We start from the raw sequence: 16,586 nt of genomic DNA on the forward strand, positions 1-16,586 counted from the left end.
AAGACGGGCGTCCGCGCTCAAACGCACGTCGTCAGATCGTCCCGCCTTTGCGGGATCGATCGCGGGGCTTCACCGCTTCCGCCCTTGATGCCGGATGTTCCCCGGTCGTCCGCGCCGCTTCAGCACGCGCGGCGCCTTGGCCTTGCCGCCCCGCCCCTCGCTCCGCCCGGGGGCGGGCGCATAGCCTCCGCCACCGCCGCCCGGCAGGTCGAAGCGCAACGCACCCGACACCGGATTGGCATCCGCCAGCTTCAGCCGCAATCGCTGTCCCAGCGCGTAGACGTCGCCGCTGCTTTCGCCGATCAGCCGCCGCCCCGCCTCGTCGTAATGAAAATATTCCCCGCCCAGCTCGCGCACCGGCATCAGCCCGTCGCCGCCGACGCCCTCCACCGTCGCGAAGAAGCCGAAGGCCTGCACGCCGGTGATCCGCGCATCGACCTCTTCGCCGACATGTTCGGACAGATAGGCCGCGACATAGCGGTCGATCGTGTCGCGCTCCGCCTCCATCGCCCGGCGTTCGAGCTGGCTGATCCCCTCGCCGATCCGCTCCATGTCCGCCGCCTCGGGCAGCAGGCCGCCCTCGCCCAGGCCGTACGCGCCGACCAGCGCACGGTGGACGACCAGATCGGCATAGCGCCGGATCGGTGAGGTGAAATGCGCGTAGCTGCCCAGCGACAGGCCGAAATGCCCCTGGTTGGCGGGCGCGTAATAGGCCTGGGTCTGGGTGCGCAGCACCTGCTCCATCACCTGCGGGCGGAAATCGGCCTCGCCGATCCGGTCGAGGATATGGTTGAACGTCGCCGGGCGGATCACCTGGCCCAGCGCGAAGGCGACGCCATAGGTCTCCAGATAGTCCTTCAGCGCCACCAGCTTCTCGCGCGCGGGCGCCTCGTGGACACGGTACATGACCGGCGCCTTCTTGGCCTCCAGCGCCTTGGCGGCGGCGACGTTGGCGGCGATCATGTAATCCTCGATAAGCCGGTGGGCATCCAGCCGTTCGCGCGGCGCGACCGACAGGATGCGGCCCTTCTCGTCCAGCACCACGCGCCGCTCGGGCAGGTCGAGGTCGAGCGGCTCGCGCGCGTCGCGCGCCTTGGCGAGCGCGCGCCAGCAGTCCCAAAGCGGGCGCAGCGCCGTGTCGACCAGATCCCGGTCCCAATCGGCGGCGCCGGTGCCGTCGATCGCCGCCTGCGCCTCCTCATAGGCGATGTTCGCCGCGATCCGCACCAGCGCACGGCTGAAGCGCCAGCCCTTCAGCGCGCCGCTCTTCGTCACCTGCAAGTGACAGGCGAGCGCGGCGCGATCCTCCCCCTCCTTCAACGAACACACGTCCGCCGACAGGATCTCGGGCAGCATCGGCACGACCCGGTCGGGGAAATAGACCGAGTTGCCGCGCTTGCGCGCCTCCACGTCGAGCGGGCTGCCGGGGCGGACGTAATAGCTGACATCGGCGATCGCGACGATCGCCTTCCACCCGCCCTCGTTCGCCGGATCGTCGTCGGGCGCGGCCCAGACCGCATCGTCATGATCGCGCGCATCGGCCGGATCGATCGCGACAATCGGCAGCGACCGCAGATCCTCGCGTCCCTCGCCCGGCGGCCGCGCCGCCGAGCGGGTGGCGTCGTCCAGCACCGCATCGGAGAAGACGTCGGGAATGCGGAGCTTGTGGATCGCGATCAGCGAGAAGCTGCGCGGCGCGAACGGGTCGCCCAGTATCTCCACCACGCGCACGGTGATGCGCGGCGGCCGCCCCGCCAGTTCGCACATCACCAGATCGCCCGGCTGCGCGCCGCCAGCGTCGGAGACCGGATATTCGCGCCGATCCTTCTTCTCCACGCCGGTCAGCCACAGCCGGTCGCCCTCGCCACGCAGCACGCCCAGCACCTGTTCGGACGCGCGCGCCAGCACCTTCATCGGATGCGCGATCCAGCCGGACCCCGCCTCCTCGGTGCGCGCCAGGATACGCTGGCCGATGCCGAGCGCGCCGCGCTTGCGCTCGCGCACCCGCAGGCGCGGGGCCGGCGTCTCCGCCTCCCATTTCTCCGGCACCGCCCAGACATTGCCGCCATCGTCGACATCGGCGACCCGCAGCACCGTGACCTTAGGCACCCCGCCCATGCGGTGGAAGGCGCGGCCGCCCGCGCCGTCGATCAGCCCTTCATCGGCCATGTCCTTCAGCAACGCCTTCAGCCCGATCTTCTGCTGGGCGGTCAGGCCGAAGGCGCGGGCGATCTCGCGCTTGCCGACGGGCATGTCGGCGGACTGGATGAAATCGAGCACCTGCTGCGCATTGGGCAGGCCGGGGGAAGGCTTTCGCATCGCCATCAGATAGGGATGCGGGCGGCCGGCGTCATCCGCGAAGGTTAGGAAGCCCGCTGGATCAGCTCGATCACCATGTCGCCGGGCTGGAGGCGCTCCGCCTCCCGGTCCCAGACGCCGAAGGCGCGGTCGCCCCGATAGAGGCGCAGGATGTGCGTGCCGACCAGCTCGCGCACGCCGCGCCCCACCTCCTCGGGACGCACCGGCCGCTCGCGCAGCTCGACCGAGCCACCGCGCGTGACCAGATCGGCGACGTAATCCGCGACGTGCGGACCATTGGTGCATTGCGCCAGCAACTGCCCCCCGAAGCTGACCGGATTGACGATGGTCGAGGCGCCCGCATCGCGCGCTAGGTCTTCGTTCTCGATCTCGCCGATCGCCACCGCCACGCCGGCCTGCGGCGACAGGCGGCGGACGCTGAGCACGATCAGCACCGCCGTATCGTCGCGGCCGGGCGTCACGATCACCGACTGCGCCGTCTCCACGCGTGCGATCGACAGGACGTGATTGTGGGTCGCGTCGCCCTCCACCGTGGCGATGCCCAGCTCCTCGGCCTGGCGCAGGCGGTCGGCGCGTTCGTCGATCACCACGATGCCATCGGGCGCATGGCCCCGCTCCAGCAGCTCGGCCACCGCCGCGCTGCCCGACCGGCCATAGCCGCAGACCAGGACATGCCCCTTCAACTCGCGTCGGATCAGACCCATGCGCCACCTTTCCCATCCCTGTCGCAGCATGAAGCTGTACGCGCTGCCGAGGAAGATGAGGAACACGAAGATGCGGATCGGCGTGACGACGAAGGTGTCGAACATCCGCGCCGACGGCGACACCGGCACGATGTCGCCATAGCCGACCGTGGTGACGGTGATGACCGTAAAATAGACGATGTCGAGAAAGCCGATCGGGCCACCGCTATTGTCGCGCAGGCCATCCCGGTCGAGCCAGTGGCCGCCGAGCGCGATGCCGATCAGCAGCAGCACCGCCGCGCCCCGGATGGCGAGCGTCGCCACCGGCCCGAGCTTGCCCGGTCGGTAGAAGCGCGGCCGCGCCACCTGCGCCGCCGCCCGCGCCGCCAATCGCCCCGGCAAGGGCGCAGGGCGATGGTGGCGATGTGGCGGGCGCCTGGGCGCAAGGGACATGGCGGCTCCGGCTCGGGAATCGGCCCGCCAGACTAGGGCTTGGCGCCGATCAGGGCCAGTGGCCGCTGCGGATCAGAATTCGCTCCATTCCTCCGCCGGCCGGACCATCGCGGGCAACGCCGCCGGCGGCAGCGGCCGGACGCCCGACGCGGGCAGGACACGGCCCATCATCCCCGCCGTCGCCGCCGACATGCCATTGGTGCGGAAGCGGCTCGACTGTTCGGACAGGTTGCCGACCTCGGAGGCTAGGTTTCGCGCGGCCGCCGAGGTCTGCTCGACCATCGCCGCATTCTGCTGGGTCGAGCGGTCCATCGCGGCGATCGCGGCGGAAACCTGCGTGATCGCGGCGGACTGCGCCTGATTGTCGGTCGCCATCGTCGCCAACAGCGTGTGGACCTGTTCGACATCGTCGGTGATGTCGACCAGCGCGCCATCGACCTTTGTCACCGCGCCCACCGCCGTTGCGATGTCGGTCTGCGTCGCGGTCAGCTGTTCGCGCGCGCGCTTCGCCTCCTCCTCGGAGCGCATGGCGAGCGCCGACACCAGGTCGGCAACCACCGCGAAGCCGCGCCCGGCATCGCCCGCGCGCCCCGCCTCGACCGCCGCGTTCATCGCCAGCACGCGGGTCTGGAACGCGATCTTATCGAGCCCCTCGATCACCGAATCGATGCCCTTGGCGCTGTCGGCGACGCGGCCCATCGCCTGCACCGCCTCGTCCGCCACCGCGCGACCGCCCTTGACCGTGGCGATCGTCTCGTCCGCCCGCTCGACCGTCCGCCTGGCCGACTCGACGGAGGCGTGCAGTCGCTCGTCCATGGTGCGGGCCGAAGCGGCGGTCTGCTCCAGCGAGGCGGCATTGGTCTCGGTCCGCCGCGCCAGATCCTCCGAGGCCTGGGCGATCTCGTGCGAGCCGTTGCTGATCAGGCGCGCGCTTTCGGACACCGCGCCGATCATCGTGCGCATGTTGGCGATCGCGCCGTTCAGGCTGTCTTTGAGCGCGGACAGGCCTCCGGGGAAATCCTCGTTGAGCGTCAGCGTCAGGTCACCGGCCGCCATCGCATCGGCAACGCGGGTGATCTGCTCGACGGCCTGCTTCTGCTGCTCCTCCAGCGTCTTGGCGACGTGGACGTCGATCAGCGATCCACAGAAGCGGCGCGACCGGCCGTTCTGGTCGCGGACGACGCCGCCCATCGCTCGGACCCAGCGATAGCTGCCGTCGCGCGTCTTGATCTTGTAGGTCACGTCATAGGGAACGCCGGTGTCGACCGACGCGGCGAAGACCTGCGCGACCCGCTCCGCATCCTCCGGGTGGAGGCGGTCGGACCAGGATTCGACGACGTTGGGGAAGTCGTGTTCGTCGGTGAAGCCCAGCATCTTCCGGAATTCGGCCGACCAGGTCCAGATCGTGTCGGGATGCAGTGCCTGCCCATTGGGGAACACCGCGTCCCACAGTCCGACGCCGCACGTGGTCAGCAGCATGTCGTGCCATTCCAGCGCGCGCTGCCGATCCCTGCCGATAACCTGGATCATCCTATCACCCCGTTTGACCAAATAGCTCCATTATAGAAGCCGGCATGGCCAAGCGGGGCGGCCCTACGCAAAAGAGCCGCCGCATCGCCCGATCAATAGGCGCGGCCGATCAGCACCCGCTCCACCGCCGGCGCGCCGGTGAAGACGCAGGGGCCGTCGTCGCACCCGGTCTGACCCAGCGGCGCGTTGCGGATCGTCAGCTTCAGCGCCTTGATGCGCTCGACCACCGCCTCCAGCTCGGCGCCGGTCGGGCGCGACCAGCGGACATCGACCCAGCCGGGGTTCGTCACGCCCTCGGCGAAATGCGCCTCCACCGCCGCCCAGTTGTCGAGCGGCACGATCTGCGCGCGCAGCGCCTCGGTCGAGCGGGCGAGCAGCCCCGACTGGATTTCCGCCAGGAGCGCCGCCGCCGTGTCGACCAGCGCGCCCCGCGGCATGACCCGGCTGTCGAGCTTGCCGTCCTCGCGGTACAGCCGGTCGCGGCGGATCACCGAGACATTGCCGCCGGCCACGTCCCGGCCGCCGACCTCGATCACGATCGGCGCGCCCTTCTTCACCCACCCCCAGCGCTTGGTCGCGGCCTTGGCGGGCTTCAGGTCGAGCAGCGCGCGCACCGGCTCGCCCAGCGCGGACAGCGCCGCCAGTTCCTTCTGCAGGTCGCGGCAGTAATCGACGATCGCCTGGTCCTCGGGCTGGTCGCGCAGCATCGGGACGATCACCACCTGCCACGGCGCGATGCGCGGGGGCACGCACAGGCCGTCGTCATCGCCATGCACCATGATGACGCCGCCGATCATCCGCGTCGACACGCCCCAGCTCGTCGTGTTCGCCAGTTCCAGCTCGCCGCTGGCGTTCTGGAAGCGGATATTCTGCGCGCTGGCGAAGTTGGTGCCGAGGAAGTGGCTGGTGCCGGCCTGAAGCGCCTTGCCGTCCTGCATCATCGCCTCGATCGAATAGGTCGCGACGGCGCCGGGGAAGCGTTCATTCTCCGGCTTCTCGCCGGTGACGACATGCATCGCCAGACAAGTCTCGGCGAATTCGCGGTAGACCTCCAGCATCTTCAGCGTCTCCGCGCGCGCCTCCTCGGCGCTGGCATGGGCGGTATGCCCCTCCTGCCAGAGGAATTCGGCGGTGCGCAGGAACATGCGCGTCCGCATCTCCCAGCGGACGACGTTCGCCCACTGGTTGATCAGGACCGGCAGGTCGCGCCACGACTGGACCCAGCGCGAAAAGGCGGTGCCGATCACCGTCTCCGAGGTCGGGCGCACGACCAGCGGCTCTTCCAGCTTCGCGGCGGGGTCGGGCATCAGCCCGCCCTTGCCGTCCGGCACCAGGCGGTGATGGGTGACGACCGCCATCTCCTTCGCGAAGCCGTCGACATGCTCGGCCTCCTTCTCGAAATAGGAGAGCGGGATGAACAGCGGGAAATAGCAATTCTCGTGCCCGGTTGCCTTGATCCGGTCGTCGAGCAGGCGCTGGATGCGCTCCCAGATACCATAGCCCCAGGGGCGGATGACCATGCAGCCCCTCACGCCGGATTCCTCAGCCAGGTCGGCCTCGGCGATGACGGATTGATACCAGGCGGCGAAATCCGCCTCGCGGGTGACGGGGAGCGCGTGCTTCATGGTCGCGGCTGGTAGCGCGGCTTCCGGCGCGCGTCACCCCCGCTGTGGATGCGTCGGGGTCGCCAAGCGCCGGCCTGCCCGCTACCGCCCTGCCCGTGACCCAATCCGCTTCGCATCACGACTCCCTGCTGCCCGCGATCGGCCTGCGCCTATTGTCGGTGCTGCTGTTCGCCGGAATGAATGCCAGCATCAAGCTGGCGCAACAGGGCGGCGCGGCACTGGGCGAGATCCTGTTCTTTCGCCAGTTCGGCGCGGCCGTGCTGGTGACCGCGGTGATCGCCGCCGGGCCGGGCCTTGGCACGATCCGCACGCAACGGCTGGGCGCGCACGTCACCCGCGCAACCGTCGGCGTGATCAGCATGGCCTTCACCTTCGCCGCGCTGATCGCGCTGCCGCTAGCGGAAGCGACGACGATCGCCTTCACCGCGCCGATCTTCGCGACCGTGATGGGGGCGCTGGTGCTGGGCGAGCCGACTGGGTGGAAGCGTTGGGCGGCGGTGGCGGCGGGCTTCGCCGGCGTGCTGATCGTGGTGCAGCCGGGCGGCCATGCCATTCCGCTGACGGGCGGGCTGTACGGGCTGACCGCCGCCTTCCTGACCGCGATCGTCTTCATCCTGCTGCGCCAGATCGGCCGGACCGAAAGGGCGCAGACCACGGTCTGGTGGTTTTCGGTCCTGTCGCTGCTGCCGCTGGGGATCGTCTTCGCCCTCGAGGTCCACGCCCTGCCCGCTCGCACTTGGACGAGGCTGGCGATGGTGGGGCTGTTCGGCGGCGGCGCGCAGCTGGCCATGACCAGCTCGCTGCGGCGCGGCGCGGTGTCGCTGGTGGTGCCGTTCGACTATACGTCGCTGCTCTGGGCGAGCCTGCTCGGCTGGTGGCTGTTCGGCACGGTCCCGCGCGAGACGACCTTTCTGGGCGCGCCGATCATCATCCTCAGCGGCCTCTACATCGTCTGGCGCGAACATGTCCGCCGCCGCGAACGGACCGCCGCCGCGATCACGCCCGACTGAGCGTCGCCGCCGCCAGCAGCCGGCGGCCGCGCAGGAACATCTCCAGCCGCTGCGTCGCGATCAGCCCCAGGGCCAGCGCCATCAGCGCGTCGGTGACCGTCCACAGGTCGAGATGCAGCCACACCGCTCCATCGCGCGCGCCCTGGCGCAACAGGATGAGGGCCAGGATGAACAACGTCGCGGCGGGCGACGAGGTCTGGCGCAGCGCATGGCTGTCGGGATCGACGCGGATCGTCATCATCCGCCCGCGCTGCCAGCCGAGCGCAGCGCCGAGCGCCAGCGCGATCCCGCACCAGAGCCAGCCCGTACCCGAGGGCGGTCGCTCCGTCAGGACGAACGCCACCAGCGCGGCGTAGAAGGCGGGCAGCATCCACAGCCGCTCCAGCCGCAACAGCGTCTCGCGCCGCATCCCTCGCCAGCGGAAGGCGAGGACGATCGCGAGGATGAATCCGGTGATCGCATAGCTGATCAGCGTGGCGGGCGGCTGATCCACGGCTCAGCGCCGCCAGAGCGACGGATGCGCGTCGACATAGCCGGCGACCGCATCGGCGATGCGCCGATCGTCGGCGACCGTGGGATGGCTGTTGCACCCGTTGAAGCTCAAGCCGTCGAGCGTCGCGAAGCCGATATTGGCGATCCCCTCGCCGCGAAGCCGCTCGACCACCTTGCCCGCCTCCGCAGCGACTTCGCCCTCCGCCCTGTCGGTCGCCCAGACGAAGAGGTGCGCGCGCGGATTGGCCCGGTGCAGGTCGCGCAGAAAGGCGGCGTAGCGAGTTTCATAATCGCGGCGCAGCGCGGCACGGTCGGCCCAGGCCTCGTCCGGGTGCAGCGGCGTCGAGAAGTCGTTGGTGCCCAGCGCCACGACGTAAAGCTGCGGCTGCCAGCCGCGATCGTTGGCGCCATGATCATGGTCGAACAGCGTATAGCGATAGGCGATCGGCAGCGGGTCGGCGGCGAAACCGTTATAGTTACGCACCACGCCGCGCCCGGAGATCGCATTGACCCGGTAGTCGGCATCGTAGCGGCGGCTCACTTGTCCTGCGATCCCCTGCGACGTGTCGGTGGTGTCCCAGACCTGGTCCGGCGTGCAGGCCTGGCCGTCGGCGGTGTTGCCATAGCCGACCGTGTGCGAGTCGCCGATGAACTCGATTCTTCGCGCACGCGACCGCACCGGCAAGGGATGACGGGCAAAGACGCCGCCCAGCGACGTCGGCCCCGCCTGGCTTTCGCTGGCCACCTCGACGCGCAGGCGATGCGCGCCCTTGCCGAGACCAGTCAGGCGGTAAAGGCCGGGTTTGGGCTTGACCAGCGTGGCCACCGGCTTGCCATCGACCAGGATGTGGAGGCGGACGTCGCCCGGGCCAAGGCGCAGGTCGGCACCATCATCGGCGAAGCCTGCCTCGATATAACTGCCCGGCCATTGCCGGCGGAGCCCATCGCCCTCGACGATCCCGCGGCCGCCGATATGCAAGGGGACGGGTTTGCCTTGCGGCTCCGTGGCGGCGACCGGCGCGATCCGGACCGGGCCGGGCAAGGCCGCGCCCGTCGTCATCACCGTCAGCGCCACGCCACCCAGGATTCGATTCATGACCCGCCGGTCCCCCTATTCGTCGTCCGGCGACCACGTTGGCGACAGGACAGGTTCGGATCAATAGCGTGCGGCAGGCTTTCTACCGCGATGAAAGATCGTCATCTCCTCATCCTGGGTTGGGTCGCGACCGCGACCGCCGTGGCCATGTACCTGTCCTATATCGACCAAATCCGCCTCAATCTCGCCGGCGAGAAGGGCTCGATCCTGCAACCGCTCGCCGCCGTCGTGAACTGCTCGCTCTGGGTTGCCTATGGCCTGCTGCGCGAGAAACGCGACTGGCCGATCGTCTTCGCCAATGCGCCGGGCGTCCTGCTGGGCGCTATCACGCTGGCGACCGCGCTGTAGATTGGGTCAGATGCGGCGGGCGGGACGCGGGCCGAAGTCGAACCAGCCCCGCCGCTCGCCGACCGGATAGGCGGGTCGCGCGGCGCTGGCGGCCCGGCCCGTCACCGGCACGACGCGGTCACGCTGACGCGGATCGGCGACGACCGCATCGTCGACCACGCGGGTCCCCGCCGGCGCGCGCTCCGTCACCACCGGCGCGGCCGTGCGCAACCGTTCGACCTCGCGCTCCAGCTCGGCATTGCGCGTCTCGGCGGTGGCGAGCCGCGCCTCGACATCCTTGCGATGCGCGGCATGGGCGTCGCGCTCGGCGGCATAGCGCTGTTTCCATTTGCCGCCGCCCGGATGACTGGCGAGCCCGAGCAGCCAGCCCGCGACCAGCACCAGGCCGAGCACCGCGAATTGCGTGGGTGTGGTGAACAGCATTGCGCATCCCTCCTGTGATGCGCCGACAACGAGCGGCGCGCCACCGGGTTGCGAAGGCCCCCGGTCACTTGCCCGCGAGCATCGAGTCCTTGATCGAACAGGCCGCCGGCCCCAGGATGACGACGAAGAGCACCGGCAGGATGAAGCAGATCAGCGGCACGGTCATGATCGCCGGCAGCCGCGCCGCCTTCTCCTCGGCACGCATCATCCGCTCGTTGCGGAATTCCGCCGACAGCACGCGCAGCGCCGAGGCCAGCGGCGTCCCGTATTTCTCGGTCTGGATCATCGTCGTGACGACACCCTTCACCGCGTCCAGGTCGACGCGCATCGCCAGATTCTCGAACGCCTGGCGCCGATCGCTCAGGAAGCCCAGCTCGATCGCGGTCAGCGTGAACTCCTCGCCCAGCTCCGGATAGGCGCGGCCCAGCTCGCGCGCGACGCGGTGGAAGGCCGCATCGACGGTCAGCCCCGCCTCGGCGCAGATCACCAGCAGGTCGAGCGCGTCGGGCAGCCCCTTGCGGATCGCGTGCGAGCGCTTGGTGATTTTGTTCTTCAGGAAGATGTCGGGTGCCTTGTAGCTGGCGATCAGCGAAACGGCGACCAGCGCGTATTTCTTGAGCGGCGACCATTCGGCGAAGCCGTCGGTGCCATAGACCCAGACGGTCATGAACCCGCCGATCAGGATCGGCAGCACCAGCCGGCCGAAGATCACCGCAACCGCCCATTCCTTCTTGCGGATGCCCGCCTGGAGCAGCTTGATCTGCGCGGCCTTGAGCTGGCTGTCCTGGAGCACCTTCATCGACGACAGGATGGTGCGCATCCGGTCGGCGGTGTCGTTGCGCTGGACCAGCTGCGCGCGCCGCTTGGTGGAGGCGGTGATGCCCGCCTTCAGCTGTTCGCGCCGGTCGTTCAGCGCCTTCACCCGCTTGGTCATCGGATCGCGCGCGGTGGTCGCGGCATAGAGCGCAACCATCACCGCGAAGGCGGCGACCCCGGACAGGATCGTCGCCACCCACAGCACGTCGACCCCCAGGATCGTCGGTCCGCCCGTCTGGCCCATCATCCGCCCCTTAAATCTCGAAACTGACCATCTTGGCCATGATGAAGCCGCCGATCCCCATCCACAGCAGGCCGCCCATGCCGACCACCATCAGCCGCTCGTCGGTGAAGAAGTTCTTCATATATTCGTTGTTGATCATCCAGATCAGCCCGAACACGATGAAGGGCAGCGACCCGACGATATAGGCGGAGGCCTTGGACTCCGACGACATGGCGCGGATCTTCAGCTTCATCTGTCCGCGCTTGCGCAGCACATCGGCGAGGTTGGCCAGCGTCTCGGCCAGGTTGCCGCCAGTCTCGCGCTGGATGGCGATGGTGATGACGAAGAACTGGAACTCGGGGGTGCCGAGCCGGTCCGCCGTTTCCTGCAGGGCGGCGTCCATCGACCGGCCGATCTTCATCTTGTCCGACACGGCGCGGAACTCCTCGCCCACCGGCCCCTCCACCTCCGCGCCGACCACGCCCATCGTCTCGCTGATCGGCAGGCCCGACCGCAGGCCGCGCACCAGCAGGTCGATCGCGTCGGGAAAGCGTTGCGTGAACTTCGCCACCCGCCGGCCGATCACCCGGCCGACGACGAAATGCGGCACGCCGCCGCCCACCACCATCGCCGCGAACAACGTCAGCATCAGCGGGGCGCCCTTCATCATCAGCAGCATCAGCGTCGCCACGCCCAGCCCGGCGGTCGCCAGCCCATATTGCCCGACCGTCCAGTCCTTGCCCGTCATCGCCAGCCGCTTGGCGAGCAGTTCGCGGTTGGGCAGCAGCCGGCCGACCGCCACGTCCATCCGCGTGTCGCGCACCGCGGCGATGCCGCGCGCCTGCGGATCGACCGCCATCTCCGCCCGGCCGTGCCGCTCGCGCAGCGCCGCGATCCGCCGCGTCTGCGCGCGCGATGCCGACGGCCCGGAAAAGGCGAGCGCCAGCATCGCCAGGACCATGGCCGCGCCGCCGGCGATCAGGATCAGCGGCAGCATCGCCTCAGGCCTTCTTCGCCGGCCGCTTGGCGACCAGCGCGCCCAGCTTGCCGATCAGCGATGCCGATCCGCCCGCCTGCTTGGCCCCCAGGCCCGCCGCCGCCTCGCCGTCGACCATGGCCAGGATCGCGGTCATCAGCTCGCCCAGCGGCGCCACCGTCTTGCTCCCCTTGCCGACCTCGGCGACCGGCTTGCCCAGCTTGGCCGCCTGCGCCACCAGCTTCTGGTCATAGGGCAGGACATGGTCGAGCTTGCGTTCGACCGAGCCCTCGAAATCCTTGCGCGCGATCTCCGGCTGGCCGTTCGCGATCATGCGGTTGCACAGCAGATGGACCTGGGTCTGCGGCGCATGGGTCTTCAGCCAGGACAGGAGCCGGATCGTGTCGCGCGCCGCCGCCAGCGTCAGCTCGGTGACGATCACCGCGACCGGCACGTCGGCCATCAGATTGGGATGCTGGACCAGCATCGCACGCGGCAGGTCGACCACCGTCGTCTCGAACGCGGCGCGCATCTCCTCCTGCAACTGGCGAAACGCGCCGCCATCGGTGACCAGCGGCGTATTGATCGGCGCCTCGGCCGACAGCACCGCCAGCTTCTCCGACGCGCGCACCATCGCCCGCTCGATGAACAGCCCGTCGATGCGGCTGGGATTCTCCATCGCGTCGGTCAGCCCGCGCCCGGGTTCGAGGTCGAGCGCGAGCGCGCCCGTGCCGAAATGCACGTCCAGGTCGAGCAGTGCGGTGCTGCGGCCCGCCTGCTCGGCCATCAGCCACGCCAGCGACGCTGCGACGGTCGACGCGCCGACGCCGCCGCGCGCGCCGATCACCGCCACCGCGCAATGCGGTCGCTCGACCGCGGCGTCGCCGGCCTTGGGCGCGTTGAGCATCGCCAGCGCTTGGGCCAGCGCGTCGCGGAGCATCTCCGGATGCATCGGCTTCAGCAGATAATCGTGGATGCCGCTCGACAGCAGACCGCGATACAGGCGCACGTCGTTCACCTGGCCGAGCGCGATCACCACCGTGCCCGGCTCGCACACTTCGGCCAGGCCGTTGATGTCGTTCAGCGGGTCGCCCGATCCGGTCAGGTCGACCAGCAGGATCTGCGGACTGGCGCTGACCGCCAGCGACTGGATCGCCGCGCGCAGACCGCCGTTGAACACCTTGTCGGGCGACCATCCCATTTCGCCCGCGACCATGCGGACGAGATCGGCGGTGGCCTCGTCGCCGACGAAGCAGGAAAAGGGGTCGCGGGTGCCGATCGTGGCCGGCTTCCAGGGCGCGTTCATGTCAATTGCCTCCCTTGGCGCTTTCCGCCTTCACGGTCGCGCCGCCGCCGCCGGTCAGCGCGGCCTTGCGGTAATCGGCGACCGGCTTGGCGGCGCGGGCCGGATCGGTGAGTTCGTTGCCGGCCTTGCCCTGGACCAGGTCGCGCGGGTCGGCGATCATCGCGGCCAGATTGCCGTTCACCGCGCAACCATAGTCGGACGAGGTATGCTGGTCGTAGTTGATGCTGCCGTTGCGCGACCAGTCGGGACAGCCCGGCACGCTGGCGCGGGCGCGGCTGATCACGACGCGTACCATCCCGTCCGGCACCGGCGCGCCCATCGCCGGCCGCTCGGCGAGCAGCAGGCCGAAGCCGCCCACGATCTCGCCCACCGCGTCCCGGATCGCGGGGGCATCGCCCTCCGCGCCCTCGACCCAGACCCGGTCGCCATATCCCAGCTTCAACCCGGTCAGCCAGCCGGCCAGCCGGCCGCGTTCGGCCGGCGGCAGGTCGCCATAAAGGGTCGCGAGATCGATCGGCAGGTCGGTGCGCGACACCACCGGCTGGTGGACCGACTCGACGCCCCGGTTCTGCGTGCCGCCGCATCCGGCGAGCGCGACCAGGGGAAGAAGCAAAGCGGCAAGGGTCAGGCGCGAGGTCATCGGAGCGTCTCCGGGCGTCAACGGGGGGAGCCGGGGGTCGGCGCGGCGCTCGCCTGGGGGCGGGCGGGCGACAGCAGCGGCGGCGTCGGGGCGACGGTCGCGGTCGGGCCGTTGGTCGGCACCGGCCGGCGCTGCGGCGTCTTGGACGATTCCGCCAGGTCGCCGAGCAGCACGCGCTGCACGTCGGTCGGCGCGCGATAACCGTCGGTCGGCAGCGCGATCTGGTTCAGCGTGTCGACCGGCTTCACCAGATAGGGAGTGATGACAATCACCAGCTCGCTCTCGTTGCGCTGGAACTGGTTGGATCGCAGCAGCGCGCCCAGGATCGGCACGTCGCCCAGCCCCGGCGTCTTGTCGTAGCTGTTGTTGTGGATGTTCGAGAGCAGGCCGCTGATCATCATGCTCTGGCCCGACCCCAGCTCGACCGTGGTCTCGGTCCGCCGGGTGGTGATGCCGGGCACGCGCGTGCCGTTGAGCGTGACCGCGTTCGAATAGTCGAGCTGCGACACTTCGGGCCGGACGCGCAGCGAGATGCGCCCGTCCGCCAGCACAATCGGCGTGTAGGACAGGCTGACGCCATATTGCTTGAACTCGACCGACACCGTGCCCAGTCCTTGCGCGATCGGGATCGGGATCTCACCGCCGGCCAGGAACGTGCCCGTCTCGCCCGAAATGGCGGTCAGGTTCGGATTGGCGAGCGTCGTCACCTGCCCCACCGTCTCGCCCAGGTCGAGCGCGCTGATCACATCCAGCCCGAGAAGATGGCCGAAGAAGTTGAGCGTGCTACCCGCTGTGCCGTTGGTCGGCAGCTTGAACAGCGTCGCACCGGGACGTGCACCCGCGCTGTCTACCGGACCGGTATTCGTCGGCGTGCCTGGGACGGTTGTGATCTCGCCCTGGCGACCAGACCCGATCGAAAACTTAAAGCCGCTGTCGTTATTCGACCGGCTAGTGATGTTGTTGCCGATATTCTTGACGAAATTGCGGTTCACCTCCGCGATCCGCACCTGCAGATTGACCTGCAGCGGCATGGCGCTGCGCAGCCGCGACAGCACCTTGGTGGCATCGCCGACATAGGCCTGGACCAGCCGCTCCGCCTCCGCCGCGTCGCCCGGCGCGGGCACCGTGCCGGTCAGCAGCACCAGCCCGTTCATCGGCGTCGCGACGATCTTCGCTTCCGGCATGGCCAGCGCCAGCATCGCGCCGATCGAGTCGAAATTGTTGCCGACGCGGACGGTTGAGGCATAGACCACGCCGCCGCCGCGCGCGGTGGCGGATATAGTGGTCTCTCCCGGCTTCTTGCCGAAGATGTAGAGCTGAGTGGGCGAGCGGACCTGGACGTCGGCGACCGAGTCGTCGGCGACGAACAGGTCGCTCATCGGTCGCGACAGCGTGACCAGGCGACCGCGCCCGGTATTGACCTGCACCACCCCGCCCGGGGTCGACGCGGCCGCGCCGTGCTGCGCCAGGAGCGGCGCGCCGCCCAGGCCGAGCGCCAGCGCCAGGCCGGCGGCGCCGGCCTTCCACAGGATCGAACGCGTCATCTTACTTCCCCCCGACCGGGACGGCGGTCACGGCATTGCCGCGCGCGATCCGCACCACCGGTCCTGTCGCCGTCGCGGCGCCCGGATAAATGCCACCTTGCGGCGCCCCCGGCGCCGGCGCCCCACTCGGCCCCATGCCGGCCAGCCCTTCACCGGCCGCGGCCTTGCCGGGCACGCTGCGCCGCTGGAAGCGCGAGATGTCCGCGCCGCTGCTGAAGGTCGAGTCGCCGACCTGCGGCTGGCTGGCGAGGCGCATCAGCATCGCCTTCTCCAGATGTGGATCGTCCGAAGTCTTGACCGAGCCGGAGGCGATCGCCTGTTCCAGTTCGCCCGGCGTGTCCGCCAGCGGGCGCAGCGACAGCGACAGCGCGCCCACCGTCTGCGCCACCGCGATGCCCTCGGCGATCTTGGGCGTCGCCTCGACCGTCACGGTCGAGAAGGTGCGAACCTCGGTCTTGCCGTCCTCGCCGACGCTGTTGTCGGTGCGCTGATCGGTGGCGAGCACGCGCAGGTTGCGTACGATCGTCTCGGACACCTTGAGCGGCGGACCGTCGCCGCCACCCGGCACCGACTGGGTCAGCATCAGGTCGATCCGGTCGCCAGGGAAGATGAACCCCGCCACCGCCGACTGGGCCGACACCGGCACCGTCACCGCGCGCATCCCCGGCCCAAGCGCCGCCGCCAGGAAACCGCGATCGCCCGGCTTGACCAGCGCGCCCTGCGTGACCGGCTGGCCGGCGGTGATGGCGTTGCGCACCACCGTGCCCTGCAGCGTCTTCAGATCGGTCCTGGCGCGCAGGTAATAGGCGCCGTCGACCAGCTCCTTGGGCCAGGGCTGGAACTTCAGCGCGGTGGCGTCCAGGATCGTGCCGACCGGCAGCGCGCGCGTGGCGACCAGCACCTCCGGCCCGTCGACCACCGGCGCGGCCGCGACCTGGCCCATCGCCGCCGCCTGCGGCGCGGCGCTGCCCGCGATCAGCGACCGCGCCAGGAAGGCGGTGATGCCGGCGACGACCAGCGCCCCCACCAACAATATCAGCTTGCGACTATCCATGGTCCTGCGTCTCGCGCCTTCCCGAAAAAACGTCCGGTTGTTCGATGG

Annotated in this window: 15 protein-coding genes; 2 read left to right on the top strand and 13 right to left on the bottom strand. The window is 69.7% G+C overall.

Annotated elements, in window-relative coordinates:
• Positions 1–69: 69 nt before the first annotated feature.
• From GGQ96_RS01480 to GGQ96_RS01495, 4 genes are all read right to left on the bottom strand, one after another.
• Positions 70–2,319 (bottom strand): ribonuclease R family protein, encoded by a 2,250-nt coding sequence (locus GGQ96_RS01480; protein WP_184110843.1) that lies wholly within the window; start codon positions 2,317–2,319, stop codon positions 70–72.
• Between the two features lie 44 nt (positions 2,320–2,363).
• Positions 2,364–3,455: a potassium channel family protein gene (locus GGQ96_RS01485; protein WP_184110845.1), complete on the bottom strand. Its 1,092-nt coding sequence runs from the start codon at positions 3,453–3,455 to the stop codon at positions 2,364–2,366.
• A gap of 72 nt (positions 3,456–3,527) precedes the next feature.
• The gene (locus GGQ96_RS01490; RefSeq protein ID WP_184110846.1) at positions 3,528–4,985 is read right to left on the bottom strand and encodes a methyl-accepting chemotaxis protein; all 1,458 of its coding nucleotides are present in this window, start codon (positions 4,983–4,985) and stop codon (positions 3,528–3,530) included.
• Between the two features lie 92 nt (positions 4,986–5,077).
• Positions 5,078–6,610 carry an aminoacyl--tRNA ligase-related protein gene (locus tag GGQ96_RS01495; protein WP_184110848.1) on the bottom strand — a complete coding sequence of 511 codons (1,533 nt, stop codon included), beginning with the start codon at positions 6,608–6,610 and terminating at the stop codon, positions 5,078–5,080.
• Positions 6,611–6,705: 95 nt separating this feature from the next.
• Here GGQ96_RS01495 and GGQ96_RS01500 point away from each other — a divergent pair, with 95 nt between their 5' ends.
• Positions 6,706–7,620 (top strand): DMT family transporter, encoded by a 915-nt coding sequence (locus GGQ96_RS01500; protein ID WP_343058889.1) that lies wholly within the window; start codon positions 6,706–6,708, stop codon positions 7,618–7,620.
• Here GGQ96_RS01500 and GGQ96_RS01505 read toward each other — a convergent pair.
• Together GGQ96_RS01505 and GGQ96_RS01510 are read right to left on the bottom strand one after the other, a co-directional pair.
• Entirely contained in the window at positions 7,607–8,113 is a 507-nt protein-coding gene (locus GGQ96_RS01505) for a CcdC protein domain-containing protein (RefSeq protein ID WP_184110852.1), read from the bottom strand. The genes GGQ96_RS01500 and GGQ96_RS01505 overlap by 14 nt on opposite strands.
• 3 nt (positions 8,114–8,116) lie before the next feature.
• A complete protein-coding gene (locus GGQ96_RS01510) occupies positions 8,117–9,208 on the bottom strand; it encodes an SGNH/GDSL hydrolase family protein (protein WP_184110854.1) in 1,092 nt (363 codons plus the stop codon).
• A gap of 90 nt (positions 9,209–9,298) precedes the next feature.
• On the opposite strand from GGQ96_RS01510, the gene GGQ96_RS01515 reads away from it, so the two are divergent.
• Positions 9,299–9,556 carry a SemiSWEET family transporter gene (locus GGQ96_RS01515; protein WP_184110856.1) on the top strand — a complete coding sequence of 86 codons (258 nt, stop codon included), beginning with the start codon at positions 9,299–9,301 and terminating at the stop codon, positions 9,554–9,556.
• A gap of 6 nt (positions 9,557–9,562) precedes the next feature.
• Here GGQ96_RS01515 and GGQ96_RS01520 read toward each other — a convergent pair whose 3' ends face one another.
• The 7 genes from GGQ96_RS01520 to cpaB form a co-directional block, all read right to left on the bottom strand.
• Positions 9,563–9,979 (bottom strand): hypothetical protein, encoded by a 417-nt coding sequence (locus GGQ96_RS01520; RefSeq protein WP_184110858.1) that lies wholly within the window; start codon positions 9,977–9,979, stop codon positions 9,563–9,565.
• 64 nt (positions 9,980–10,043) lie between these two features.
• On the bottom strand, positions 10,044–11,042 hold the full coding sequence (locus tag GGQ96_RS01525; RefSeq protein WP_184110860.1) for a type II secretion system F family protein: 999 nt from the start codon (positions 11,040–11,042) through the stop codon (positions 10,044–10,046).
• 7 nt (positions 11,043–11,049) lie between these two features.
• The gene (locus GGQ96_RS01530) at positions 11,050–12,015 is read right to left on the bottom strand and encodes a type II secretion system F family protein (protein WP_184110862.1); all 966 of its coding nucleotides are present in this window, start codon (positions 12,013–12,015) and stop codon (positions 11,050–11,052) included.
• 4 nt (positions 12,016–12,019) lie between these two features.
• Complete coding sequence (locus GGQ96_RS01535; RefSeq protein ID WP_184110864.1) at positions 12,020–13,300, bottom strand: P-loop NTPase; 1,281 nt, start codon at positions 13,298–13,300, stop codon at positions 12,020–12,022.
• Between the two features lies 1 nt (position 13,301).
• Positions 13,302–13,940: a CpaD family pilus assembly lipoprotein gene (locus GGQ96_RS01540; protein WP_184110866.1), complete on the bottom strand. Its 639-nt coding sequence runs from the start codon at positions 13,938–13,940 to the stop codon at positions 13,302–13,304.
• A 17-nt stretch (positions 13,941–13,957) separates the two neighbouring features.
• Complete coding sequence (locus tag GGQ96_RS01545) at positions 13,958–15,484, bottom strand: type II and III secretion system protein family protein (RefSeq protein WP_184110868.1); 1,527 nt, start codon at positions 15,482–15,484, stop codon at positions 13,958–13,960.
• A 1-nt stretch (position 15,485) separates the two neighbouring features.
• On the bottom strand, positions 15,486–16,538 hold the full coding sequence (gene cpaB / locus GGQ96_RS01550; protein ID WP_184110870.1) for a Flp pilus assembly protein CpaB: 1,053 nt from the start codon (positions 16,536–16,538) through the stop codon (positions 15,486–15,488).
• Positions 16,539–16,586 lie beyond the last annotated feature (48 nt).

The organism is Sphingomonas abaci (assembly GCF_014199625.1).
Lineage (GTDB): Bacteria > Pseudomonadota > Alphaproteobacteria > Sphingomonadales > Sphingomonadaceae > Sphingomonas > Sphingomonas abaci.